The following is a 23,966-nucleotide window of genomic DNA, read 5'->3' as shown; positions in this document are numbered from 1 at the left end:
CATGTCATCCGGTGCCGTGGTGCGGCTCCGCACGATGCGCCGTGAGGCGCTCGACGATCCGCGCCACCTCGGCCTCGGCGGCGGGAAAACCCCGGCTCGTGTCGATGACGAAATCCGCCCGGGCGCGCTTCTCGGCGTCGGGCATCTGCTTGGCCAGGATCGCCGCGAAGGCCGCCTCGGTCATGCCGGGGCGGGCGAGCACCCGGGCGCGCTGGATCTCGGGCGGGGCGCTCACCACCACGACCGCGTCGCAGCGGCCCGCGCCGCCGGTCTCGTAGAGGAGCGGGATGTCGAGGACGACCAGCGGCGCCGCCGCGTGCCGCGCCAGGAAGTCCGTGCTGGCCGCCCGGACCAGGGGATGGACGATGGCCTCCAGCGCCGCCATCCGGTCGGGCGCGTCGAGCACCGCGGCGCGCAGCCGCGTCCGGTCGACGCCGCCGTCGCCGTCGAGCACGCCGGGAAAGGCCGCGCCGATCGCCGCGGCGGCCGCGCCTCCGGGCCCGTAGAGGGCGTGGACCGCGGCGTCGGCGTCGTGAACCGGGACGCCGCGGTCGGCGAACATCCGGGCGGTGGCGGACTTGCCCATGCCGATCGAGCCGGTGAGCCCGAGGATGACGGGTCCGGATCCGGCCTTCGGGGTCATCCGGCGAGATCCGCCACGATCCGGTCGCGCAGCGCAGGGGTGACGGCGGGGCGCGGGCCGAACCACGCCTCGAAGCCCGGCACCGCCTGGTGCAGCAGCATGCCGAGCCCGTCCACGGCCGCGAGCCCCCGGCGGCGCGCCGCCGCGAGGAGCTCCGTCTCCAGGGGTGCGTAGACGATGTCGGCCACGGCCGCCTCCGCCGGCAGGGGCGACAGGTCGATGGCGAGGGGCGGCTGGCCCTTCATGCCGAGGGACGTGGTGTTGACCAGGAGACCGGTCCCGGCGAGCGCCGCCGGCAGGTCGTCCCAGGCGAGCGCCGCGCCGATGCCCGACGCGAGCGCCGCCACCGCCTCGGCCCGGGCCGCGGTGCGGTTGGCGACCCAGATGCGCCGCAGGCCCCGCTCGGCCAGCCCGACCACGATCGCCCGCGCGGCGCCGCCGGCGCCGAGCACCAGAGCGGTGCCGCCCGCCCGCGCCGGCCAGGCTGCGCCTAAGGTGTGGTCGAGATGGGCGCAGAAGCCCGGCGCGTCGGTGTTGTCGCCGCGGATCCGCCCGTCGGGCTCGACCACCAGGGTGTTCACCGCGCCGATCGCCTTGGCCCGCGGCGTCAGGGTGTCGGCCAGCGCGAACGCCGCCTCCTTGTGGGGGATCGTGACGTTGCCGCCCCGGAAGCCCGAATCCGGCAGGGCGCGGATGAAGTCCGGAAACGCCGCCGGCGGCACGTCGAGCCGCTCGTAGGAGCCCGGGATCCCGTGCGCGGCGAGCCAGTAACCGTGGATCAGCGGCGAGCGCGAATGGGCGATCGGGTGGCCGACCACGAAGGCGCGGGGATTCGCGACGCTCATGCCGCGCAATCCTGCGCGAGGCGGCAGGCCGGGCCGCCGGCCTCCTCGATCTGCAAAGTCGCGTGGCCGATGCCGAACCGGGTGCGCAGGCCCTCGGCGGTCTCGTTGAGGAAGCCGTTGCCGGGGTGGCCGTGAGCCTGATGCCCCTCCGCCATCACGAGATGGACGGTCAGGGCGATGCTGGTGGTGCTCATGGGCCAGATATGCAGGTCGTGCAGGCCGGCAACGCCGGGCCGTCCGAGGAGGAAGCCGGTCACGGCATCGGGAGAGATCTGCGGCGGCACGGCGTCGAGGGACATCGCCACGCTGTCGCGCAGCAGGCCCCAGGTCGCCCAGACGACCAGAGCCGCGATGACGAGGCTGACCGCCGGGTCGAGCCAGGCGAAGCCGGTGAGCTGGATCACGAGGCCCGCGATCACGACCCCGGCCGAGACGGCGGCGTCGGCCGCCATGTGGAGGAACGCCCCGCGGACGTTGATGTCGCCCTTGGCGCCGCTGACGAAGAGCCACGCGGTGAGGCCGTTGACTAGGATTCCCACCGCGGCCACCACCATCACGGTCGTGCCCGCGACCGGCTCCGGATGGACCAGCCGGACCAGCGCCTCCCAGATCACCGCCCCCATGGCGATCAGCAGGACCACGGCGTTGAACAGGGCGGCCAGGATCGAGGAGCCGCGATAGCCGTAGGTGAAGCGCGCGGTGGCGCGGCGGCGCACCAGCAGGGCGGCGATCCAGGCCGCCGCGAGGCCCAGAACGTCCGAGAGGTTGTGGCCGGCATCGGCCACCAGGGACATGGAGTTGCTGAGATAGCCGTAGGCCGCCTCGATCACCACGAAGGCGGTGTTGAGGACGATGCCGATGGCGAAGGCCGTGCCGAAATCCTTCGGCACGTGCGCGTGGCCGCCGTGGCCGCCATGGGCATGGCCTCCGTGAAAATGGCCTCCGTGAGCGTGGCCGTCGTGGGAATGGCCGTCGTGGGAATGGTCATGCCCGGCCAAGGGGAGGCTCCCTCAAAAATCCAGAACCCCGGCCCCGCGCAGGCGGGCGAGGAGCGGCAGCAGCGGCAGGCCCAGCACGGTGCTGTGGTCGCCCACGACCGATTCGAACAGGTGGATCCCAGGCCCTTCGAGCTGGTAGCCGCCGACGCTCGACCGCACCCGTGCCTCGCCGGCACAGCCCACATAGGCCGCGATGGCCCTTTCATCGAGGGGGCGCAGGGTCAGCCGGGCGGTCTCCACGAAGGCGTCCTGCACCGCCCCGGCCAGGACCACGGCGGAATGCAGGGCGTGGGTGCGGCCGGACAGACGGGCGAGCTGGGCCCGGGCGGCCTGCGCATCGGCCGGCTTGTGGAACACGGTGCCGTCGAGATCGAGCACCTGATCGGCGCCGATGACGATCCGGCCGGGATGGCGCGCCGCCACCGATTCCGCCTTCGCGCGGGCGAGCACCAGGGCGAGGTCGGGCGGGGACAGGCCGGCGCACTCCGCTTCCAGGGCGCGCTCGTCGACATCCGGGGCGGCGGTCTCGACCGGCAGGGCGGCGCTCTCCAGGAGGAGGCGCCGGGTCGGGCTGGTCGAGGCGAGGAGGAGCGGATCCGGACCGGTCCAGGGCGAGCGGAGCATCGCGCCAGTGTCACGGATCCGGGGATCGGTGCAAGCCGGGGATCGCCCGGGCTGCGACGAGCCCCGCCGCCGGGATGGACCGGCCGGCGGGGCTGTCGCGGCGCCGATACGCAACCTGGCGCCCGAAGAGGACCTTGGCAGGGAGGGGTTAGGAGACTGTCAACGGCCGCATCGCGGAGCCGGTCGCTTCCGTGCCGCGGCGGGACAGAGGCACACCGGCCCTCCAACCCTCCCCCTCATCCTGAGGTGCCGTAGCGCAGCGGAGGCCTCGAAGGAGGCCACCGGATGCCCTGCGATCCCTGGAGCTCTCCTTCGAGGCGGCTGCGCCGCATCCGAGGAGGCGACGGGTTGGGATGCCCGTTGAACCGGCGCCTCAGGTGTTCATCGAGTCGAAGAAGTCGCTGTTGCTCTTGGTCTGGCGCAGCTTGTCGAGCAGGAACTCGATCGCGTCGGTGACGCCCATCGGGTTGAGGATGCGGCGCAGCACGTAAGTCTTCTTGAGCGAATCCGGCGGGACCAGCAGCTCCTCCTTGCGGGTGCCGGAGCGGGTGATGTCGATCGCCGGGAAGATGCGCTTGTCGGAGACCTTGCGGTCCAGGATGATCTCGGAGTTGCCGGTGCCCTTAAACTCCTCGAAGATCACCTCGTCCATGCGCGAGCCGGTGTCGATGAGCGCGGTGGCGATGATCGAGAGCGAGCCGCCCTCCTCGATGTTGCGGGCCGCGCCGAAGAAGCGCTTGGGCCGCTGCAGGGCGTTGGCGTCGACACCGCCGGTCAGCACCTTGCCGGAGGACGGCACCACGGTGTTGTAGGCGCGGCCGAGGCGGGTGATCGAGTCGAGCAGGATCACGACGTCGCGCCCGTGCTCCACGAGGCGCTTGGCCTTCTCGATCACCATCTCGGCGACCTGCACGTGGCGGGTGGCCGGCTCGTCGAAGGTCGAGGCGATGACCTCGCCCTTCACCGAGCGCTGCATGTCGGTGACCTCCTCGGGCCGCTCGTCGATGAGCAGCACGATCAGGTAGCACTCGGGGTGATTGAGGGTGATCGACTGCGCGATGTTCTGCATCAGCACGGTCTTACCCGTGCGCGGCGGCGCCACGATCAGGGCGCGCTGGCCCTTTCCGATCGGCGCCACGATGTCGATGATCCGCGGGGAGAAATCCTTCTTGGTCGGGTTGTCCAGCTCGAGCTTGAACCGCTTGGTCGGGAAGAGCGGCGTCAGGTTGTCGAAGTGGACCTTGTGCTTGATCTTCTCCGGGTTCTCGAAGTTGATCGTGTTGACCTTGAGGAGCGCGAAGTAGCGCTCGCCGTCCTTGGGGCCGCGGATCGGGCCCTCGACGGTGTCGCCGGTGCGCAGGCCGAAGCGGCGGATCTGGGTCGGCGAGATGTAGATGTCGTCGGGGCCGGGCAGGTAGTTCGAGTCGGAGGAGCGCAGGAAGCCGAAACCGTCCTGCAGCACCTCGACGGTGCCCGAGCCGATGATCTCGACCTCCTTGGCAGCGAGCTGCTTCAGGATGGCGAACATCAGCTCCTGCTTGCGCATGGTCGAGGCGTTCTCGACCTCGACCTCCTCGGCGAAGGCCGTCAGGTCGGTGGGCGTCTTCGACTTGAGGTCCTGGAGCTTGACCTCGCGGACGCCCTCGAGGGCGGCGGGCATGGTGGGCGCATCGGCCGGCTCCGCGGTCTCGATGTCGGCGAGGGCGTCGGGGTTTGGCGTCATGGGGTGTCTTGCAACCGACGGAAGAGGTGGGAGGGCCGGTTCAGTGCCAGGCACCCGGGGGATGGGCGCCGAAGAGCGGGCCGCGCTGCGGCGAGGGGCCCGGGGTCAGATTGGCGAAACCGATGAGGCAGGACCCTCGCGGCTCACGGGCGCGCTGCGGCGCAGACCTTGTGATGAGGGCGCAGTAGAGATAACGCCTTTTTCGCCCGCACTCAAGGGCCCGGCGCGGGATGCCGGCGCGGGGACCGCAAAGGCCCGGCCGCAAGGGCCTCGCCGGGGCGCCGAGCCGGCGCTAGAGAGGCAAGCCCGCAGACGGGGTCATCGGAACCGGGCCGGCGCGCGGCCGTTCCCCGTCCCGGTGCTGCAGCGCAGCAGACCGTCCAACCGAGAGTCCCCCCTGACCGCCATGCGCGACGACGCTACCGGACGCACCCTCACCACGCGCGAGCCGCGCCGGATCCCCTGGCTCGACCTCGTCTTCGGCTTCGGCCCCATGGTGCCGATCGCCGTCGGGGCCGCGGTGGCGTGGTGGCTGAACGGCCAGCCCCTCGATTATCTGGTGGCGCTGTTCACCCTGCTCTATGCGGCCTCGATCCTGCTGTTCCTGGCCGGGGTGCGCCGGGGCGTCAGCTTCCGGACCGAGGGCGGCCCGCAGGTGTCGCAGCTCGTGACGATGCTGATCCTGTACGGTCTCGGGCTGGCCAGCCTGTTCACGGCGGTGATGGGCAAGGCCGTGCCGGCGCTGGCGATGCTGATCCTCGGCTACGCCGCCATCGGGATCCTCGACCCGATCGCGGCGCGCGCCGGCGAGGTGCCGCTGGCGCATGCCCGCCTGCGTCCGCTGCAGATGCCGATCGCCGTGGTGAGCCTCGCGGCCCTGCTCTGGCTCAAGCTGACGGCGCCGTACTGAGCCCCGCCAATCGAAGCCCCGCCAACCGAATTCCCCTTTCGCGCGGCATGCTTTAGAGCCCGGCCAAGGGTTCTCCGCCCGGCGGAGACGATTCAAGATCCGATGCCGGACCCGGGCTCCGGGTCCGCGAGAAGCGAACGCGCGCACATGTCCAAGGCCGACACCCCCAAGGCCGAGAAGGCCGAGACCTTGAAGCCCCGCCTGCCGCGCGGCTTCGTCGACCGGCGCGCCGGTGAGATCGCCGCGCAGGGGCGGATGCTGGAGACGATCCGCAAGAGCTTCGAACTCTACGGCTTCGAGGCCCTGGAGACGCCCTTCGTCGAGTACACCGAGGCGCTCGGCAAGTTCCTGCCCGACCTCGACCGTCCGAACGCGGGCGTGTTCTCGTTCCAGGACGACGACGAGGCGTGGCTGTCGCTCCGCTACGACCTGACGGCGCCGCTCGCGCGCTTCGTCGCCGAGAACTACGACGCCCTGCCCAAGCCGTATCGCAGCTACCGGGCCGGCTACGTGTTCCGCAACGAGAAGCCGGGGCCGGGCCGTTTCCGCCAGTTCATGCAGTTCGACGCCGACATCGTGGGCGCCGGCAGCGTCGCGGCCGATGCCGAGACCTGCATGCTGATGGCCGACACGCTGAACCGCCTCGGGCTCGGCGGCCAGTACGTGGTCAAGGTCAACAACCGGAAGGTGCTCGACGGCGTCATGGAGGCGATCGGGCTCGCCGGTCCCGACAAGGCCGGCCAGCGCCTGACGGTCCTGCGGGCGATCGACAAGCTCGACCGGCTCGGCGTCGACGGGGTGCGCGACCTCCTCGGCGCCGGCCGCAAGGACGAGAGCGGCGACTTCACCAAGGGCGCGGGCCTCGACGCGACGGCGATCGGCCGGATCCTTGCCTACGTGTCGTTCCAGGCCGATGCCGGGGACGGCGCCGACAAGATGGCGTTCTGGGAGAAGTTCTTCGCCGGCTGGCACGACGCGGTCGGCGAGTCCGAGACCGGCCGGGAGGGCATCGCCGAATTGCACGCGATCATGCGCCTCTGCGCCGCCGCCGGCTACGGCCACGACGTGATCCGCGCCGATCCGAGCGTGGTGCGCGGCCTCGAATACTATACCGGCCCGGTCTACGAGGCCGAGCTGACGTTTCCGGTCACCAACGAGGACGGCCAGACCGTGCGCTTCGGCTCGGTGGCGGGCGGCGGGCGCTACGACGGGCTCGTCGGGCGGTTCCGGTCCGAGCCGGTCCCGGCCACCGGCTTCTCGATCGGCGTCTCGCGGCTGTTCTCGGCCCTGCAGCTCGTGGGCAGCCCCCTGCTCGCCGGCGCCGAGGCGCCCGGGCCGGTGGTGGTGCTGGTCCTCGACCGGGAGAACATGGCCGATTACCAGCGGCTGGTGGCGCTCCTGCGCGCCGACGGCATCCGGGCGGAGCTCTACCTCGGCGCCGCCGGCATGAAGGCGCAGATGAAATACGCCGACCGCCGGCGCGCACCCGTGGCGGTGATCCAGGGCTCGAACGAGCGTCTGGCCGGCGAGGTCCAGATCAAGGACCTGATCGCGGGTGCCCAGGCGGCCGAATCCATCGCCAGCAACGCCGAGTGGAAGGCGGCGCGGCCCGCGCAGATCTCGTGTCCGGAGGCCGATCTGGTGGCGCAGGTCCGCGCCGTGCTGGCCCGGCATTTCACGGCTTCGGAGACCTGAGGCGCGCAGGTCGAACGCGGCGGCTCCGGCGGCGTTATCCTCGGTCGGTTCCGTGGAGGGGTCGGGGGAGATGTCGGGATGCGCGCGAAGATCCTCATCCTGTCGGCCGGCCTGATCTGCGCCGGGACAGGCCCCGTCTGGGCCGCCCGGCCGGTCCTCGACCGGTTGCCGAGCGCCGTCGCCCAGGCCACCCCCGGGACCGGCAGCGCCCCCGTCCTGAGCGCCGGGATCGCCGGAGCGCCGGCCCTGACCGTGATCGCCCGCCGCAAGCCGGTCCGGCGCCCCCGCGGGGCGCGTCTCGGCGGCGGCCGGCCGCTCTGAGCGGCTGCTCCGAGCGGGTGAAGTCTGTGGCGCCGTAGCGCGTATCGGTCCGCGGTACGGGGACCTGCGCAGTCCTGCGCACCGCACCGCCCTGCGACGTGTCGCCAAGTCCGGCCACGGTTGCTACAGAGCGCCCGCGAGGATGGATCCGATGACACGACCGGAGGCAGGCGAGACGGGGGCGGGGGACGCGGCGCGCACGCGGCTGCTCGCGCATCTGGCGGCGGCGGGCTATCGGCCCGTGACGCCGCCGGTGCTGCAGCCGCTGGAGCCGTTCCTCGAATTGTCGGGCGAGGACATCCGCCGGCGGATCTTCGTCACGCAGGATGCGGGCGGCGCCGAGCTGTGCCTGCGGCCGGAATTCACGATTCCCGTCTGTCGCCTCCACCGGGCGGAGGCCGACGGGCAGGTGGCCGATTACAGCTATTGCGGTCCGGTCTTCCGCCTCGCCGCCGACGAGCCCGACGAGTTCTTCCAGGCCGGCATCGAGTCGATCGGGCGCACCGACACGCCGGCCGCCGACGCCGAGGTGCTGGGTCTCGCCCTCGAGGGCCTCGCCCTGTTCGGCCGGACCGATCCGGCGGTGCGGCTCGGCGACATGGGGCTGACCGTGGCGCTCCTCGACGGCCTCGCGGTCCCGCCCGCCGCCAAGCGCCGGACGCTCCGGGCGCTGGCCGCCGGGCGCTCGCTGGACGTGGTCACCAACGGCGCCGAGGGGACCCGCCCGGAGGATCCCCATGCGGGCCTGCTGGCGGCGATCCAGGGCCAGGACCCGCGGGGCGTGCGCGCCTTCGTGGAGGACGTGCTGGCGATCGCCGGGATCTCGGCGGTGGGCGGGCGCAGCGCCGGCGAGATCGCCGAGCGCTTCCTCGCCAAGGCCTCCGCGCAGGCCCATGGCGGGGCCGGGCTCAACGCCGAGAACCGCATCCTCCTCGACCGCTACCGGGCCATCGCCGGCCATCCGGATGCCGCCGCCCGCGACCTGCGGGCGCTGGTGGCCGACGCGGGCATCCGCCACGACGCCCTCGCGGCCGCCCTCGACCTGTTCGAGGAGCGCACCGGCTTCATCGCGGCCCGCGGGCTGCCGATCGAGCGGTTCCGCTTCCAGGGCGGCTTCGCCCGCAACCTCGACTATTATACCGGCTTCATCTTCGAGGTGACCGAAGGGCAGGGCCCGATCCTGGTCGGCGGCGGCCGTTACGACGGCCTGCTCGGCCATCTCGGCAGCCCGGCGCCCCTGCCCGCGGTGGGCTGCACCTTCTGGATCGCGCGCGTGGCGGGAGCCGGCCGATGAGTGCTTCGGACGCGACCGCCATGCCGCTGATCCTCGCCGTGCCATCCAAGGGCCGCCTGCAGGAGAACGCCAGCGCGTTCTTCGGCCGGGCCGGTCTGAAGCTCGCCCAGGGCGCCGGCGCCCGCGACTACCGGGGCAAGCTGCTCGGCGTCCCCGACGTCGAGGTGCGCTACCTCTCGGCCTCCGAGATCGCCGCGCAGCTCGCCTCGGGCGCCGCCCATCTCGGCGTCACCGGCGAGGACCTGATCCGCGAGACCCTGCCGGACGTGCGCGGCCAAGTGGAGCTGCTGACGCCGCTGGGCTTCGGCAACGCCACCGTGGTGGTCGCCGTACCCCAGGCCTGGATCGACGTGCGCGACATGTCCGACCTCGACGAGGTCGCCGCCGGCATGCGCACCCGCCACGGGCGGCGCCTGCGGGTCGCCACCAAATACGTGAACCTGACCCGCCGGTTCTTCGCCGAGAAGGGCGTCGCCGATTACCGGATCGTCGAGAGCCTCGGCGCCACCGAGGGGGCGCCGGCGGCGGGCTCGGCCGAGATCGTGGTCGACATCACCACGACGGGGGCGACGCTCTCCGCCAACGCCCTGAAGGTGCTGGACGACGGCATCATCCTGCGCTCGGAGGCGAACCTCGTCGCCTCGCTGAAGGCGCCCTGGGGCGAGGGCCAGCGGGCGGCGCTCCGCACCGTGCTCGGCCGCATCGCCGCCGAGGAACGCGCCCGGACCACCCGGGAGGTGCGGGCCGCCCTGCCGGAGAGCGGCACCATCGACCTCGCCACCCTGGCGGGCCTGCACGAGGCCGAGCTGCCCTACGGCGCCCCGAAGGGCCCGGAGGGCGAGATCGTCCTGCGCTGCCCTGAGGGCGCGGTGTTCGACCTCGCCGGCGCCCTGGTCGAGGCGGGGGCGCGGGCCGTGACGGTGCGGCGGGTCGACTATGCCTTCGCGGCCGAGAACCCGCTGGCGGAGCGGCTGCTGGCGCGGCTCTGAGGAGGGCGGACCGTCGTGGTGGTGTCCTTGCGGACCACCGCGACGGCTACGGGCCCTGCTTGGCGAATTCGGACAGCACCCCGCGCAGCACCTTGAGCCGCCCGTCGTAGGCGGCTGTCAGGCAGGCGACGTCGCCGCTGCAGGCGCGCCGCTCCGTCAGCCACGCCTCCTGATCGTCGCGCAGCTTGGCTTGGCCGCCCATGGGCAGCACGCTCTTCAGGATCTCGAACCGGGTCGCCATCTCGACGTCCCGGTCGTTGAGCGGGAGATGGGCACAGATCGCCTTCTCGTCCGGAGCCTCGGCCCTGTCGCACGGGAAGCTCGCGGCCCGGGCAGCCGGGGCGGCGATCGGAGCCGCGAGGGCGGCGAGGGCCAGGGCGAGGACGAGCGGCTTCGGCATGGCCAGGCAACGGCCCGGCGGCGGAAAGGCTCCGCGCAGCGCGGCAGCCGGGTGAATCGAACCGGGATCAGAAGCCCGGCTTGACGATCGCCAGGATGACGATGCCGATCATGAGAAGCGTCGGCACCTCGTTGAGCACCCGGTAGAACCGATGACCGCGGGTGTTCCGGTCGGCGGCGAAATCCTTGACCATCCGGGCGAGCCAGCCATGGATACCGGTCATCGCCAGGACCAGCGCGAACTTCGCCTGGAGCCAGGGGCTCGCATAGAAGCCGCTCATCCAGGCGAGCGCCACCCCGAACAGCCAGGTGGCGATCAGGGCCGGGTTCATGATCGCCTTGAGCAGGCGGCGCTCCATCACCTTGAAGGTCGCGCTCTGCGCCTCCGAGCCTGGCGGCAGGCTCGCATGGTAGACGAACAGCCGCGGCAGGTAGAGCATGCCCGCCATCCAGGCGATCAGGCTGATGACGTGGCCGGCCTTGATCCAGTCGTACAGCACGGGCGCAGCCTCAACCCTGGCCGCGCAGCCGGTCGAGCATCCGCTCGACATGGGCCACCGGCGTCTGGGGCGTGATGCCGTGGCCGAGGTTGAAGATGTGCGGCCGGCCGGCGGTCGCCTCCAGGACGGCATCCACCGCCGCGTCGAGGGCCGCGCCGCCCTCGATCAGCGTCTCGGGATGGAGGTTGCCCTGCGTCACCGTGGTGGCCGGCACCGTCGCTCGCAGGGCCTTCAGGTCCACCCCCCAGTCGACGCCGACGGCATCGGCGCCGGTCTCCGGCACCACCCGGGCATGGCCGTCGAGGCCCGAGCCGCGGGCGAACACGATGATCTTGGCGCCCGGCACCCGGGCGCGGACGCCCGCCACCATCCGGGCGATCGGCTGCAGGGACCAGCGGGTGAGGGCGTCCGCCGCGGGCGCGCCCGGCAGGGCGCTCTCCGCCACGTCGCCGACGGGCTCGACGGTGCCGTCGGAGGTCGGCACGGCGAGGGGCAGCGTGCCGGCATGGGACTCGAAGATCTGCACGGCGTCGGCGCCGGCCTCGAGCTGGCGCACGAGGTAATCGGTCTGCACCGTGACGAGGCGGTCGATCAGCGCGTCCACCAGCGCCGTGTCGCCCTCGGCCAGCGCCCGCGCGGGGGCGAGGTCCGGGGTGCCGCGACCGCCGATCATGTAGCTCGCCACCGTCCAGGGGGCGCCGCAGAAGCCGAGCAGCGTGGTCTCGCCGGGCAGTTCCGCGCGCAGCCGGGTCACCGTCTCGAAGACCGGTGCGAGATGGGTCATCACCGCCGGGTCGCCGGCCTCGCGCAGCTTCGAAAAGGCCTCCCGGCCGTCGAGGGGATCGAGGCGCGGCCCCTCGCCCTCCACGAAGCGCACGTCCTGACCGAGCGCATGGGGCACGACCAGGATGTCCGAGAACAGGATCGCGGCATCGAAGCCGAACCGCCGGATCGGCTGGAGCGTCACCTCGACGGCGAAGTCGGGGCTGTAGCAGAGGTCGAGGAACGAGCCGGCCTCGGCGCGGGTCGCCCGGTATTCCGGCAGGTAGCGGCCGGCCTGCCGCATCATCCAGGCGGGGGGCGGACCGATCGCCTCCCCGTCGAGGACGCGCAGCACCTTCCGCTCGGACTTGCGCTCCGTCCCCGTCATCGTCGTTCCCATCCCGTATCCGTCATCCCGCATGCCCGTCGGCGGGCCTCCTGTCGAGTCGAGGCGCGCCGATCCCCACACGGGCCCCTTCGAAAAGAAAAGAGAGAATCTAGGACTCTGTTTTTTCTCTTGGGGGGCCGAATCACGGGGGCACAAAAGCGTCCACAGGCGGTCCCCGGCGCCGCGCCGTTAACGAGGCTTTAAAGGATTTGCTCCATCTTGCGAGAACGACCAGATCCGACAGCGCCTTGGCAACGCCGAGTCGTGTGCGGACCCCGGACGCGTCCCGGATTCTCCCAGTGAGGCGGAATCCATGCGCCCCGATCGTCTGCCTGTGAACGGCGGAGTCGATAGCGCGCACCGGTATCGCCCTGGACCGGCCCGGCGGGGCATCCTATCCACACTCATCGACTCCCCTGGCGGCCGGCGGTGGACAACGTGGGCGCCGCGAAAGGCGACCGCAGAGGCGATCGGAATGGGCCGCAGCTACTTCCACCTCCACCTCGTCTCCGACTCCACCGGCGAGACGCTGATCAATGTCGGGCGCGCGGCGGCCGCGCAGTACGAGGGCGTGTCGGCGATCGAGCACGTCTATCCGCTGGTGCGCTCGGCCGCGCAGCTCGACCGGGTGATCTCGGAGATCCGGGCGGCGCCGGGTCTCGTCCTCTACACCCTGGTGGGGGGCGACCTCGGCGAGCGGCTGGAGGAGGTCGCCCGGGAGACCGGCTCGCCCTGCCTGTCGGTGCTGCGGCCGGTCCACGACCTGCTGCGCGCCTATCTCGGCGCCGAGACCACAGCCCGGCCCGGCGCCCAGCACATGCTGAACGCCGAGTACTTCAAGCGCATCGACGCGATGAACTTCACCCTGGCCCACGACGACGGCAACCTGCCGGAGGATCTCGAGGACGCGGACGTCATCCTGCTCGGCGTCAGCCGGACCTCGAAGACGCCGACCTCGATCTACCTCGCCAATCGCGGCCTCAAGACCACCAACCTGCCGCTGGTGCCGGGCATGCCGCTGCCGCCGGCGATCGAGCGCGCCCGCAAGCCCCTGGTGGTCGGGCTGTTCGCCTCGCCGGAGCGGATCGTGCAGATCCGCCAGAACCGGCTCTCCAGCCTCAACGCCGACGAATCGTCCCTCTACGTCGACCGCTCGGCGGTGGCGGACGAGATCACCGCCTCCCGCCGGCTGTTCACCCGGAACCGCTGGCCGACCATCGACGTGACGCGCCGCTCCATCGAGGAGACCGCGGCGGCGATCGTCGACCTCTACCGCGACCACCGGCTGAAGTTCATCGCGGATTGAGAGGGGTTTCCGAAGGGCTCAGCCCTTTGGCGGGGTCCGGGGGCGGAGCCCCTGAACGACCCGGGCTCCGCCCCGGATCCGCAAGAGGTCGCAGCCCTTTTGAAGCCGGGACGGCCTCAGCTGCCGCTCAGGACCGCCCGCACCAGGGTGAGGCCCGCCACCAGCCCGATCAGACCGGTCGCCACCGAGGCCCCAACGTAGAGGGCGGCGGCGGCGGTCTCGCCCCGGTGGTACAGGCTGATCGCGTCGAGGGAGAAGGTCGAGAAGGTGGTGAAGCCGCCGAGCACGCCCGTGGTCAGGAACAGCCGTGCCGGGTGACCCGCCGCGCCGCGCAGGGCGAAGCCCTCGGCGAGCACGCCCATCAGGAACGAGCCCAGCACGTTGATGATCAGCGTGGCCAGGGGGAAGCCGAGGCCCGGCAGCAGCCGGGCGACCGCCACGTTGATCCCGTGGCGGCACCCGCCCCCGAGCCCGGCTCCGACAACGACGATGAGGGTGTTGATCATGCCGGCCCTTCCTGTTCGGTCGGGCAGCCACGTCCTGTCGCGGCTTCGGCGCACGGCCCCACCGCGGACGGCTGAGGCGCGCCCGTGCGGTAGGAGCCATCAGCCCGGCCTCCGAGTCGGGCGGTTGTCGGGGCGCTCCATCCCCATCGGGACAGGCTTAGCGCAGGATGCCGGGAAGGGGAATCCGGTTTTCCGGCTCACGCGCTGGTGGGTCGGGGGGCGCGGCGGGTTCACAGATCGGTTCGGATCGGCGCGGGTCCCCTCCCGTGCGGGAGAGCGGACCCGCGCCCTGTCATGAACCCACCGCGCTGGATCGATCGGCGAAGCCGCAAGGCTCAGCGGGCGTAGGCGAAGTGGCTGCGCTGCTCGATCTGGGCGGCATAGAAATCCTCGACCACCTCGCGGACCACCTCGGCCAGCTCGTCGCCCCGGTGCTCGTCGAGCTGGATGTCGCTGCCGACGGTCCGGCCGATGGCGCAGCTCGCAGCCCCCGGCACGAGGCGCTCGTTGTAGCGCTGGTTCAGGCCCGAGACCGAGATGTAGTTGCTGCCGCCGAGTTCCGGACCGTACTTGATCTTGATCTTCTGCTCGGTGTCGGTCCCGCGCAGCCGCGCGCAGAGGCTGATGAAGTTGTCCTGATCGATCTTGGCCTCGAGGCCGGTGATGCTGCCGTGGACGTTGTCCTCCTCGTTGAGCACCTCGGCCATGAGGTTCAGGACGCCGACCACCGGCTCCAGCGCCCGGGCGCCTTCCTCCAGGAGTTTCTTGCGGAAGTCGTTGCTGCGGGCATCCGCCTCCTGCAGCCGCGCGCGGAACCTGTCCTTGACCTCGTTGGCGCGTGCCATCGCGCTCCTCCCTGGTGGTTCATCCGATGCTTTGCCGCCCGGATGACCGAAACCTACGAGGCCAATTCAGATGACGCAAGATAGTGCAAAATATTGATGCCTGCCCAGAACTTGAGCCGTTGCACAGGAATAATACTTGCTCATGGACTGTGCAACGGCGGAGTCTCCGGGATCCGCGCCTATTTCAGGAGCTGCAGCAGGCTGCGTCCGGCTGGGGTCTTGAGTTCCTTGGCGTCGAGCGTGCCGTCCTTGTCGGGATCGGCCGCCTTGAAGCGCTGCTCGACCAGGGCGAGGTATTCCTTGCGGTCGAGGGTGCCGTCGTTGTCGGTGTCGGCGGCCTTCAGGTCCGTCTTGCTGACCCGGCCCTTCAGCTCCTTGGCGTCGACGGTCCCGTCCTTGTCGGTCTCGGCGGCGTCGAAGACCTTGCCGGCCGCGGCCTGGGCCTCGGCCAGATCGATCGTGCCGTCCTTGTCGGTGTCGACCATCTTCAGCGTGCGCTCGGTGCCGGAGGACCGGGCGAAGGCCGCCGACGGCAGCGCGGTGGGGACGACCAGGCCGAGGACGAGCATCGCGGCCAGCGCACATGCGGGTCTGTTCAGGATCGCGGGCATGAACGAAATCTCCGGTGGCGATCAGCGCCGGCAGCCCAAGCCGCCATGCGGCGCGCCGTTCCCGGAGGCGCGTTCACAAGCCGACGATCAGTCAGCGGGCCGGACCGTCGAGGGGGGCGAGCCGGTCCGGTTCCCGGGCCGCGGCGGCGACCGGTTCGGACCGGGACAGGGCGTTGGCCAATGCCCTCAGGTCCGGGACCGGCGCGCCCGAGGCGCCGAACACCGACCGGTCGAGAGCCGCGAAGGATGCGACAAGACCGGGCCGCGCCCGCCAGATGCGAGCCAGGTCCGGCGCTTCCCGCATCGCCGTGTCCAGGACCGCGCGGAACCCGGCGGGATCTCCGGAACGGGCCGCCGCCTGCAGCGCGCGCCGGGTCGGGCGGGACAGGCGCAAGGAGGGCCGGCCCAGGCCGAAGCCGATCAGCGCCAAGCCCAGCCCGAAGGCGGCCAGCGCCGAGGCGGCGACCACGAGCGGCGAGGGGATCGCGGGGGGCGCCCGGTCGGTCTCCCGGTCGGGCAGGCCGCCGCCGATCTGCCGGGCCGGGATCTCGGTCTCGCGCATGGTGCGGGTGTTGGTGTCGAACCACGGGATCGCGATGGCGTCGAGGGGGATGATCTCCGGCACGCCGGGCTTCACGTCCCACTGGTAGGTGGCCCGCGCCACGGGGCCCGAGGGGGTCAGCAGGGTCTCGCGGGTGACGGGGCCCGCGAAGGTGATGATGCCGCGCGTGCGCATGACCGGCCGGGGCGGCAGGCCCTCCGCGACCATGCCCTGCGCCTCCAGGGTGACGATCCGGCGGGTGGTCTCGCCGACCTTGATGGTCTCGGGATCCGGGCTCCAGGAATCGGTGATCGCCACGTCCTTGGCCGGCAGCCACCAGGGCTCCTTGGCGTCGGGGCCGCCGCTGGGCTCGGTCCATTGTGCGACCGGGAAGGGGATCGGCTTCGAGCGCACCTCGACCACCCGCCGCTCGCCGACATCGTTGACGGTGAGCTTGTGGGTGAACGGCTCGATGGTGAACTGCCCGGCATGGTGTGGGAAGACCGCCACGGTGCGGTCGAACGCGATGGCGCTCTGGCCGTCGGGAAGCTTGGTCTTGCTCCAGTGATCCCGGCCGAGCTGCGTCCAGGAGAAGTTGGCGAGGGAGGGCTGCACCACCTCCTCGAGCAGGATCGGCTGCTTGTAGACCCCGTGGATCTTCAAGAGCACCATCTCGCGGGAGAAAGGCGCGCTGTTGCCGTTCAGTTCGGCGGTCACCGTCAGGGTGAGGTCGCCCGGCTCGATCTCCGCGCGGGCGGGGAGGGGAGCGAGGAGGGGGGCGAGGAGGAGGAGCGCGCGGGCGCGCCTCTCGAAGATCCCAGAAAAACTCACCACGGGTTGCTCCCGGCGGGAATCGCGGTGCCGGCCTCGACCCGGCGGGTCTGCTCGGCGCGCAGGCGCAGCTTGAGATAGCGGCCGGGATCGTCCGGCAGGGTCTGGAGCCAGAGCCGGTCCGGTCGGATCTCGTGGGCCTCGAAGCTCTTGGTCACCCGGCGGACCTCGCGCTCGGGCGCCTCGGCCACCATGGCGGAACCGCCCCCGGTCCGGCCCCGGCCCGCCGCGTCGCCGGCCGAGCCCCGGGCCTGGCCCTTGCCGGTGTCGATCGATTGCTGCTCGGCCTTGCCCCGGCGGGACACCTTGCTGTTGCCGGGCAGCGACGCGCTGGCGTTCGATTCCTTGTTGCCGGCGAGCCCCTCGCCGCTGGAGGCGGCGTTGATGTCGTTGTTCTGGTCCTGGTTGGCGGTGTTGTTGTAGCGGGCGCCGTACTGGGCGGTGCCGTTGGCGATACCGCCGCCGGGCCCGCGATCGATCACCTCGGCCCGCATCCGGGCGATCAGCGAGCGGTTGGCCTGGGCGTCGGCATCGCGGGGGTTGAAGCGCAGGGCCTCGTCGTAGGCCGCCAGCGCGCCCTCGAGGTCGCCCGCCTTCGCGAGCGCGTTGCCGAGATTGTAGCTCGCGCGCCGCCCGCCGGTGCGGAACAGCGCGATCGCGTCCGCGTAGCGGCCGGCCTCGTAGAGCGCGGCGGCGCGCCAGGCCGGATCGACGAAGACGTCCGCGGCCAGCCCCGGCAGGCCGAGGCCCATCAGCAGGCGCCCGAAGCCGGTCCGGGGCTGCGAGACGGCGAGCAGCGCCAGGAGGCCGATCCCCGCCAGCGCCAGGCCGGCGATCCGGGCGCGGCGGCGCCAGCGCGGCGGCAGGCCGGCGCGGAGCGGGACGGCGAAGCCCGTGTCGGGGAGGGTGAGCCGCATCAGGCGCTCCTGCGGAACAGGACCAGGACCGGCAGGGCCGCCAGCAGCAGCAGCCAGCGCCCGAGATCCGCATAGGCCAGGACGCCGTAGCCGCCCGCCGCGAGGTGCTGACTGAGCCCGGCGCCGACCGCGTCGAGCACCGGGCCGGGGGTCGCGATGTCGGCGACGGTGCCGCCGCCGGCCCGGACGAGGGCGTCGAGGGCGGCCCGGTCGGGCTTCGGCGCGCCGGGCGGCAGCGGCTTGTCGGCGGGGACGAACAGCGCCTGGAGCCGCCAGCCGTGCTCGGCGATGGCGCGGGCCTCGCGGATGGCGGCCTCGCCGATGCCGTCGCCGTCGCTGATCAGCACCACGTCGGCCGCCACGACGTTGGCCTCCGCCAGGGTGCGGCGGGCCAGCGCCAGCCCGCGCTCGGGATGGGTGCCGCGGTCCGGCACCGTGTCGGCATCGAGGGCGAACAGGGTTGTACCGAGGCTGTCGCGGTCGGTGGTGGTGGAGGCGGCGAGGTAGGCGTCGCCCGCGTAGACCACGAGGGCGACCGCCCGGGTGCCGGCGGCCTCGGCGACGGCGGCGGCGGCCTGCCGGACGCCCTGGAGGTTGCCGCCCTCCGTGACCGAGCGGGACAGGTCGACGACGATCACGGTCTCGTCGAGGTTGCGGAAGGTCCGCCCGTCCGCCCGCTCCACAGCGGGGCCGGTGAGCGCGAGGGCGATCAGGCCGGCCGCCAGGGCGGCGGCGAGGTTCGCCTGCCGCCGGCCGCCCAGCACCGCGCCGGTGCGGGCGAGGTGGGCCATCAGCGCCGGATCCACCGCCCGGGCCCAGTCGCCCAACGGCGCCGAGCGCCACGCGGCGCGGAGCGCCAGCAGGACGACCACCGGGATCGCCAGGAACCACCAGGGGCGCAGCAGCGCGAAGGCGTCGAGGAAGCTCATCGGGCGGCGTCTCCCACCCGGATCCCCTCATCCCGAGGTGACCGCGCAGCGGGCCTCGAAGGAGGGCTCCAGGGATCGCGCGGCCGGCGGGAGGGCTCCTTCGAGGCCTCCGCTGCGCTCGGGCACCTCAGGATGAGGGCGTGTGCCGGACAGGCGGCGAAACGTGGATCCATCACGCCCCCCTCCGGCTGGCCAGCAGGGCGGCGGCGGCCAGCAGCGCCAGGGCGGCCGGCCAGGGCCAGAGGTCCCGGCGGAGGGGCAGGGGCGGAGCCAGGGCGCGGCCGCCCTCGAGCCGGTCGATGGCGTCGGCGACGCGGACCAGATCCTCGGTGGTGCGCACCCGGAACGCCTCGCCGCCGCTCGCCTGCGCCATGTCGCGCAGGGTCTCGGTGTCGACCACGTCCTGCTCGCCATCGGCATCGGCCATGTCGCGGGGCCCCAGCGCGATGGTGTAGATCTTGATGCCCAGCGTCTTGGCGAGGTCCGCCACGTCCTTGGGGGCGGTCTGGCCGGCATTGTTGGCGCCGTCCGAGAGCAGGATCACGGCTTTCGCGGCCTTGGCATCGGACTGCCTCCCGGAGGCGGCCTCGCCGTCCGCATCCCGCGGGTCCAGGCGGCGCAGGGCGAGGCCGAGGCCGTCGCCGATCCCGGTGGAGCGGCCGCTGATGCCGATCGTCGCCTCGTCGAGGGCGCGGGCGACCGCGGCGGTGTCGAAGCTCAGGGCCGCCGCCACGTAGGCCTGGTCGGCGAAGATCACGAGGCCGATCCGGTCTCCGGCCCGGCGGCGGATGAAGTCGGTGCCGACGCGCTTGACCGCGGTGAGCCGGTTCACGGTCTCGCCGTCGAGGGCGAAGTCGCGCCGCTCCATCGAGCCCGACAGGTCCATGGCGATCATGATCTCGCGGCCCGAGGCCGGGAGCGCGGCCGCCGGCATGACGAGGCGCGGACCCGACAGGGCCGCCACCAGGGCGATCCAGAGCGTCCAGGTCAGCAGGGCCCGCCGCCGCCCCCGGGCCGCGAGGTCGGCGCCGGAGCGCGCCCCCCCCACCAGCGTGCCGGGCACGCGCAGGGCGCCGCTGCCGCCCTCGGGCTCGGCCGGGATCAGGCGGGCGGCCAGAAGGGGCAGGGGGAGGGCCAGGAGCGCCCAGGGCGCGGCGCAGTCGAAGGCCAACAGGAGGGCGCTGAGCCATGCGGGCAGGAACGCGCTCATGCCCGCAGCCGTCCGATCAGGCGGCCGAGTTCGGCGTCCAGGGCGTCGAGGTCGGGATCCTGCCGCCGGTACAGCCCGTCGGCGAGCACCCGGCCGGCGCCCCGGGTGAAGAAATCGGTCCTGAACAGCGCGTCCAGGCGGGCGGCCCAGTCGGCGCCCGTCGCCCGGGCCTCGGTCTCGCCGCCGAGGGTCCGGCCGAGACGGCGCAGGAGCCGGGCCTGGGCGACGAGGCGCGCCTCCGGATCGAGGTTCCGGCTCCGGGCGAGTTCGGCCAGCGCCGCCCGGCGGATGCCGGCCCGCGCCCGGCCGCGCCCGTAGCGGACGAGCCCCACCAGCAGGGCGGCGAGGAAGCCCAGAGCCGCCGCGGCGACGACCTCGCCCTGCAGGGCGCCGGCGGCGCCGCCGGGCAGATGCAGGCCCCGGAGCTGATCGAGGGACAGGGGAATCTCGGCGGGAGTGACGGGGTTCATCGGATCGGACCGCCGTGTCGGACCTCACAGCACCGCATCGAGGCGCTCCATGAGCGGCGCATAGGCCTCCGGGCCGGTCTCGACGTCGAGGCGCACGCCCGCGATGCCGCGCCGGGCATAGTCGGCGAGCCGGGCCTCGGCGGATTCGCCCGCCGGCCCGGCCGCCGTCGGCAGCGCGGTCCCGCGGCGGCCATCCGCGAGGGCGAAGGGGTAGTATCCCGGTGGCCGGGCGCGCTCGAAGGCGTCGCTCACCAGGATCAGCCGGATGGCGATCCGCTCGGCGAGCAGCGTCAGGAGCTCGTCGAAGCCCGGGCCGGGATCGTCGAGGGCGCTGGCGATGACGAGGTGGCCGCCGGCCGGCAGCAGGCTGCGGGCGAGGGCGAGGGTCGCTTCGAGCGGCGGCTCCGCGTGGGCCCGCGAACCGGACTCGGTCCCGAGGGCGTCGGCATGGGCCTGGGCGAGGGCGCCGGTCACCGCGATCATGGCGCGCTCGCCGCCCGCCGGCCGCAGCACGGTCGGTGCGCCGGCCGAGGCCACCGCGAGGCCGACCCGGCCGCCATCGGCCGCGACCCGCCAGCCGAGCAGCGCCAGGGCCTCGGCGGCCGCCACCGAGCGCAGGGCCCGGCGGGTGCCGAACAGCATGGAGGGCCGGAAATCGGCGAGCAGCACCACGGCGCGGTCGCGCTCGTCGTGGTGGGTGCGGACATGCAGCTGCCCGGTGCGGGCCGTGGCGTTGCGGTCGATGAAGCGGCGGTCGTCGCCCTCGGACCAGAGGCGGACATCCTCCGGCTCGGAGCCGCGGCCGCGGCGCCGGGTGACGATGCCGCCGGGCAGCCCTGCCAGGGTCCGGGTGGCGGGCGCGGAACCCCGCCGGGCGAGGTGGCGCAGGCCCATCAGCGCCTCGCCCGAGAGGTGGATGCCCGCGGCGCTTCCCGTTCCTCCCCCCTTTGCGGGGGCCCCGGCCGTCAGGCCGGGTCGGGCGAGGGGAGCGACGCTTCCGGACGGGTCGCGACGGGCGCCATTTCCTGATCCGTCGCGCTGCCCCGCTCCCCCGCTGCCGCGCAGGGTCTCCTCCCCCGCAGAGGGGGGCGGGGAAGCACGTCCCGGAATCCGGAGCCCGAACACCGTCAGAGCGCCCGCACCCGCTGCACCAGTTCGCCGACGAGGCCGCGCGCCGTCTTGCCCTCGGCGGCCGCCCGCCAGGTCAGGCCGATGCGGTGGGACAGGGCGTCCCGGGCGAGGTCCGTGACGTCCTCGGGGATGACGTGGTCGCGGCCCCGCAGCCAGGCCCGGGCCTTGCCGGCCATCATCAGCGCCAGGGTGCCCCGCGGCGAGGCCGGGTGCTCGATCATGGCGCGCAGGTCCGGGGCCGCCGCATCCGTGCGGGTCGCCGCCACCAGCCGCACGAGATAGTCCTTGAGGGCCGGCGACACGTAGGTGGAGAGCGCCGCCTCCCGGGCCGCGCGCACATCCGCCAGCGACAACCGCATGGTCATGGCGTCGACGTGGTGGGTGATCTCGCCCTCCACGAGGTCGAGGATCGCCCGCTCCGTGGTCTCGTCGGGCATGTCGACCACGACGTGCAGCAGGAAGCGGTCGAGCTGCGCCTCCGGCAGCGGGAAGGTGCCGGCATGCTCGATCGGGTTCTGGGTCGCCACGACCATGAACGGATCGGACAGGCGGTGGGTGGTCCCTGAGACCGTCACCTGCCCCTCGGCCATGGATTCGAGGAGCGCCGACTGCACCTTCGGCGGCGCGCGGTTGACCTCGTCCACCAGCACGAGGGCGTGGAACAGGGGCCCCGGCAGGAACTCGAAGGTGCCGCTGTCCTGGCGCCAGACGGTGGTGCCGGTGAGATCGGCCGGCATCAGGTCCGGGGTGCACTGGATGCGCGCGAAGGAGCCGTCGAGCCCGTCGGCGAGCCGCTTGACCGCGCGGGTCTTGGCCAGCCCCGGCGCGCCCTCGATCAGCAGGTGGCCGCCGGTGAGCAGCCCGATCAGCAGGCGCTCGACGAGGCCGGCGCTGCCGATCAGGCCGCGCTCCAGCCCCTCGCGGAGCGCCATGACGCGGCCGTGCAGGGCGTCGTCGGGAACGGTGTCGGGCCGACGCTCGGCGAGGGCGCCGCTCATACGCGGACGCATCCTGTGCGGCAGGATCTTGCGCTGCGGGATCTTGCGCGGACCCCGTCCGCCGCTCGGGCCGTGTGCTGCATCCTGCACGTCTCCTCGACCGGGTCCCGAATTCTTAAGGGATCCTCAGGCTCTTGCCGGTGTGCCCGCTGCCCGGTGCGGCCGTCAATCCCGGTTCGGATACGCTTACGGATCCGGGCCGGGCCATGGTGTCACGGTTTCGTCACCTCCCCGCTTCCATGAGACCGCGGATGACCAGCTACGCCGCCTTCCCCGAAGAACTGAAATCCGCCATCGGCCTGCTCGTGGCCTTCGTGCTCGGCACGGTGATCGGGGCCGAACGCCAGTACCGGCAACGCACCGCGGGCCTGCGGACGGCGGTGCTGGTCGCTGTGGGAGCGAGCGCCTTCGTGGATCTCGGCATGCGGCTCACCGGCCCGGACGGGGGCGTCCGCACGGTGGCCTATGTGATCTCCGGCATCGGCTTCCTCGGCGCCGGCGTGATCATGAAGGAGGGCATGAACGTCCGCGGCCTCAACACGGCCGCGACCCTGTGGTGCTCGGCGGCCGTCGGGGCCTTCTGCGGTGCGGACCTGCCCCTGGAGGCCGTGTTCGTGATGGTGACGGTTCTGGCCTGCAACACCGCGCTCCGGCCGCTGGTGAATGCCATCAACCGCGCGCCGATTCGCGAATCCGCCACCGAGGCGACCTACGAGGTCCAGGTCACCACGGCGCCCGGCGAGGCCGGTCCGGCGCAGGATCTGCTGGTGGAGCGCCTGGAGGCGGCGAACTACCCGGTCGGCAGCGTCGAGGTGGAGGAGCGGGGCGAGACCGCGGTGGATGTGGTGGCGACCCTGACGGCCAGCGCGGTGAAGGCCGAGGAGCTCGACGCCGTCACGGCCGAACTGGCCCGCGCCCCGGGCATTCGTCACGCCACGTGGTCGGTCCAGACCGCCGACTGATCTGTTTTCGGCTCAAAGCTCGGTCCGTTCGACCGGAGCGGCGGCTGGTTCCGATCCAAGTCGGTCGTCCAGGTTGCCCTCGGAACTCATCCGAAGCGGTCGTTGAAAAAGGGGATAGTGACTCAGCAGCCACAGCGGAGTGAACACGCACTTTGAGCGGGAACCGCTGATCATGAGCGCAGTTTGCGAGCCCATGACCCAACTGTCCAGCTGACCCGACCGATCACCCCTAACCGTATCGACGATCTTCATGGCCCTAGGGATCGGCTGCCTAAGTGCGGCCATCGCTATGGCTTTGATATAGGGGCAGATCACCGCAATCGGGCTGGTACCCAGCGCTGCCATGCGGCCGCCAACCCAACCCAGCCGCTCAGCTGATGATGCAAATGTTACAAAAGCAGACGCTCCAGGTTGCGTTGAACGCTCTATAAAAGCAAATTAAAGAGTCATTAATGCAATCTAAATCGAATATTTACTCTGATAGCGCTTGAGGAATTTAACCTGCATCAATGTAGGCCTGACGCACGTTCTGCGCACTCGCAGGAAGGGCCGACATCCGCGCGATGGGCAATAACTCTACGACATCAATCCCGCAGCGGCGCCGAAAGCTCACGCTAG

25 protein-coding genes and 1 riboswitch are annotated in these 23,966 nt (G+C 72.3%); of the genes, 7 read left to right on the top strand and 18 right to left on the bottom strand.

The annotated features are described in order from the left end of the window. Nucleotides 1–4 precede the first annotated feature (4 nt). The 5 genes from coaE to rho form a co-directional block, all read right to left on the bottom strand. Entirely contained in the window at nt 5–643 is a 639-nt protein-coding gene (gene coaE, locus A3862_RS10180; protein WP_043759582.1) for a dephospho-CoA kinase, read from the bottom strand. Then, nucleotides 640–1,488, bottom strand: a complete 849-nt coding sequence (locus tag A3862_RS10175; RefSeq protein WP_043759584.1) for a shikimate dehydrogenase — start codon at nt 1,486–1,488, stop codon at nt 640–642. Before A3862_RS10175 ends, coaE begins: the two co-directional genes overlap by 4 nt. Next, nucleotides 1,485–2,486: a cation diffusion facilitator family transporter gene (locus A3862_RS10170; RefSeq protein WP_043759585.1), complete on the bottom strand. Its 1,002-nt coding sequence runs from the start codon at nt 2,484–2,486 to the stop codon at nt 1,485–1,487. The genes A3862_RS10175 and A3862_RS10170 overlap by 4 nt, the downstream gene beginning before the upstream one ends. Nucleotides 2,487–2,498: 12 nt before the next feature. After that, complete coding sequence (locus tag A3862_RS10165; protein WP_043353868.1) at nt 2,499–3,110, bottom strand: Maf family nucleotide pyrophosphatase; 612 nt, start codon at nt 3,108–3,110, stop codon at nt 2,499–2,501. A gap of 373 nt (nt 3,111–3,483) precedes the next feature. Next, entirely contained in the window at nt 3,484–4,833 is a 1,350-nt protein-coding gene (gene rho, locus A3862_RS10160; RefSeq protein WP_043386160.1) for a transcription termination factor Rho, read from the bottom strand. 406 nt (nt 4,834–5,239) lie between these two features. Between rho and A3862_RS10155 the strand changes: the two genes are divergently transcribed. The 5 genes from A3862_RS10155 to hisG all read left to right on the top strand — a co-directional run bounded on the left by A3862_RS10155 (nt 5,240) and on the right by hisG (nt 10,042). Further along, a complete protein-coding gene (locus A3862_RS10155) occupies nt 5,240–5,743 on the top strand; it encodes a DUF3429 domain-containing protein (RefSeq protein WP_043353871.1) in 504 nt (167 codons plus the stop codon). 147 nt (nt 5,744–5,890) lie between these two features. Then, nucleotides 5,891–7,438, top strand: coding sequence for a histidine--tRNA ligase (gene hisS / locus A3862_RS10150; protein ID WP_043759587.1), 1,548 nt, complete (start codon nt 5,891–5,893; stop codon nt 7,436–7,438). Between the two features lie 78 nt (nt 7,439–7,516). Further along, complete coding sequence (locus A3862_RS10145; protein WP_043353874.1) at nt 7,517–7,759, top strand: hypothetical protein; 243 nt, start codon at nt 7,517–7,519, stop codon at nt 7,757–7,759. 151 nt (nt 7,760–7,910) lie between these two features. Next, nucleotides 7,911–9,053 (top strand): ATP phosphoribosyltransferase regulatory subunit, encoded by a 1,143-nt coding sequence (locus A3862_RS10140; protein WP_043759589.1) that lies wholly within the window; start codon nt 7,911–7,913, stop codon nt 9,051–9,053. Then, a complete protein-coding gene (gene hisG, locus A3862_RS10135) occupies nt 9,050–10,042 on the top strand; it encodes an ATP phosphoribosyltransferase (RefSeq protein ID WP_043386169.1) in 993 nt (330 codons plus the stop codon). The genes A3862_RS10140 and hisG overlap by 4 nt, the downstream gene beginning before the upstream one ends. Nucleotides 10,043–10,088: 46 nt before the next feature. Here the strand turns inward: hisG and A3862_RS10130 are convergent, their stop codons facing one another. The 3 genes from A3862_RS10130 to A3862_RS10120 form a co-directional block, all read right to left on the bottom strand. Next, on the bottom strand, nt 10,089–10,442 hold the full coding sequence (locus A3862_RS10130; RefSeq protein ID WP_043386172.1) for a lysozyme inhibitor LprI family protein: 354 nt from the start codon (nt 10,440–10,442) through the stop codon (nt 10,089–10,091). A 67-nt stretch (nt 10,443–10,509) separates the two neighbouring features. Further along, nucleotides 10,510–10,941: a protoporphyrinogen oxidase HemJ gene (hemJ, locus tag A3862_RS10125; RefSeq protein WP_043346260.1), complete on the bottom strand. Its 432-nt coding sequence runs from the start codon at nt 10,939–10,941 to the stop codon at nt 10,510–10,512. Nucleotides 10,942–10,951: 10 nt separating this feature from the next. After that, complete coding sequence (locus tag A3862_RS10120; protein ID WP_043759592.1) at nt 10,952–12,103, bottom strand: uroporphyrinogen decarboxylase; 1,152 nt, start codon at nt 12,101–12,103, stop codon at nt 10,952–10,954. A 463-nt stretch (nt 12,104–12,566) separates the two neighbouring features. On the opposite strand from A3862_RS10120, the gene A3862_RS10115 reads away from it, so the two are divergent. After that, the gene (locus A3862_RS10115; protein WP_043346269.1) at nt 12,567–13,397 is read left to right on the top strand and encodes a pyruvate, water dikinase regulatory protein; all 831 of its coding nucleotides are present in this window, start codon (nt 12,567–12,569) and stop codon (nt 13,395–13,397) included. 116 nt (nt 13,398–13,513) lie between these two features. On the opposite strand, the gene crcB is transcribed toward A3862_RS10115, so the two are convergent. From crcB to A3862_RS10060, 10 genes are all read right to left on the bottom strand, one after another. Beyond that, nucleotides 13,514–13,903 carry a fluoride efflux transporter CrcB gene (gene crcB / locus A3862_RS10110; protein ID WP_091955375.1) on the bottom strand — a complete coding sequence of 130 codons (390 nt, stop codon included), beginning with the start codon at nt 13,901–13,903 and terminating at the stop codon, nt 13,514–13,516. Nucleotides 13,904–13,986: 83 nt separating this feature from the next. Beyond that, nucleotides 13,987–14,057: riboswitch (Fluoride riboswitch) on the bottom strand. A 181-nt stretch (nt 14,058–14,238) separates the two neighbouring features. Beyond that, nucleotides 14,239–14,748 carry a hypothetical protein gene (locus A3862_RS10105; RefSeq protein ID WP_043346263.1) on the bottom strand — a complete coding sequence of 170 codons (510 nt, stop codon included), beginning with the start codon at nt 14,746–14,748 and terminating at the stop codon, nt 14,239–14,241. A 179-nt stretch (nt 14,749–14,927) separates the two neighbouring features. Further along, nucleotides 14,928–15,359, bottom strand: coding sequence for an EF-hand domain-containing protein (locus A3862_RS10100; protein WP_043346265.1), 432 nt, complete (start codon nt 15,357–15,359; stop codon nt 14,928–14,930). A 91-nt stretch (nt 15,360–15,450) separates the two neighbouring features. Next, nucleotides 15,451–16,734, bottom strand: a complete 1,284-nt coding sequence (locus tag A3862_RS10095; RefSeq protein WP_051976193.1) for a BatD family protein — start codon at nt 16,732–16,734, stop codon at nt 15,451–15,453. Next, the gene (locus A3862_RS10090; protein ID WP_075381014.1) at nt 16,728–17,648 is read right to left on the bottom strand and encodes a tetratricopeptide repeat protein; all 921 of its coding nucleotides are present in this window, start codon (nt 17,646–17,648) and stop codon (nt 16,728–16,730) included. The genes A3862_RS10095 and A3862_RS10090 overlap by 7 nt, the downstream gene beginning before the upstream one ends. Next, entirely contained in the window at nt 17,648–18,577 is a 930-nt protein-coding gene (locus A3862_RS10085) for a VWA domain-containing protein (protein ID WP_111473560.1), read from the bottom strand. The genes A3862_RS10090 and A3862_RS10085 overlap by 1 nt, the downstream gene beginning before the upstream one ends. 172 nt (nt 18,578–18,749) lie before the next feature. After that, complete coding sequence (locus A3862_RS10075; protein ID WP_205782339.1) at nt 18,750–19,787, bottom strand: VWA domain-containing protein; 1,038 nt, start codon at nt 19,785–19,787, stop codon at nt 18,750–18,752. Further along, the gene (locus A3862_RS10070; protein WP_053611328.1) at nt 19,784–20,257 is read right to left on the bottom strand and encodes a DUF4381 family protein; all 474 of its coding nucleotides are present in this window, start codon (nt 20,255–20,257) and stop codon (nt 19,784–19,786) included. Before A3862_RS10070 ends, A3862_RS10075 begins: the two co-directional genes overlap by 4 nt. A 24-nt stretch (nt 20,258–20,281) precedes the next feature. Then, a complete protein-coding gene (locus tag A3862_RS10065) occupies nt 20,282–21,151 on the bottom strand; it encodes a DUF58 domain-containing protein (protein ID WP_043386180.1) in 870 nt (289 codons plus the stop codon). Between the two features lie 233 nt (nt 21,152–21,384). After that, nucleotides 21,385–22,386, bottom strand: coding sequence for an AAA family ATPase (locus A3862_RS10060; RefSeq protein ID WP_051976195.1), 1,002 nt, complete (start codon nt 22,384–22,386; stop codon nt 21,385–21,387). Between the two features lie 251 nt (nt 22,387–22,637). Here A3862_RS10060 and A3862_RS10055 point away from each other — a divergent pair, with 251 nt between their 5' ends. Beyond that, on the top strand, nt 22,638–23,348 hold the full coding sequence (locus tag A3862_RS10055; RefSeq protein WP_043759600.1) for an MgtC/SapB family protein: 711 nt from the start codon (nt 22,638–22,640) through the stop codon (nt 23,346–23,348). Nucleotides 23,349–23,966 lie beyond the last annotated feature (618 nt).

Source organism: Methylobacterium sp. XJLW, assembly GCF_003254375.1.
GTDB classification, from domain to species: Bacteria; Pseudomonadota; Alphaproteobacteria; order Rhizobiales; family Beijerinckiaceae; genus Methylobacterium; species Methylobacterium fujisawaense.
This window is presented reverse-complemented; position numbering and strand designations above follow the sequence as displayed.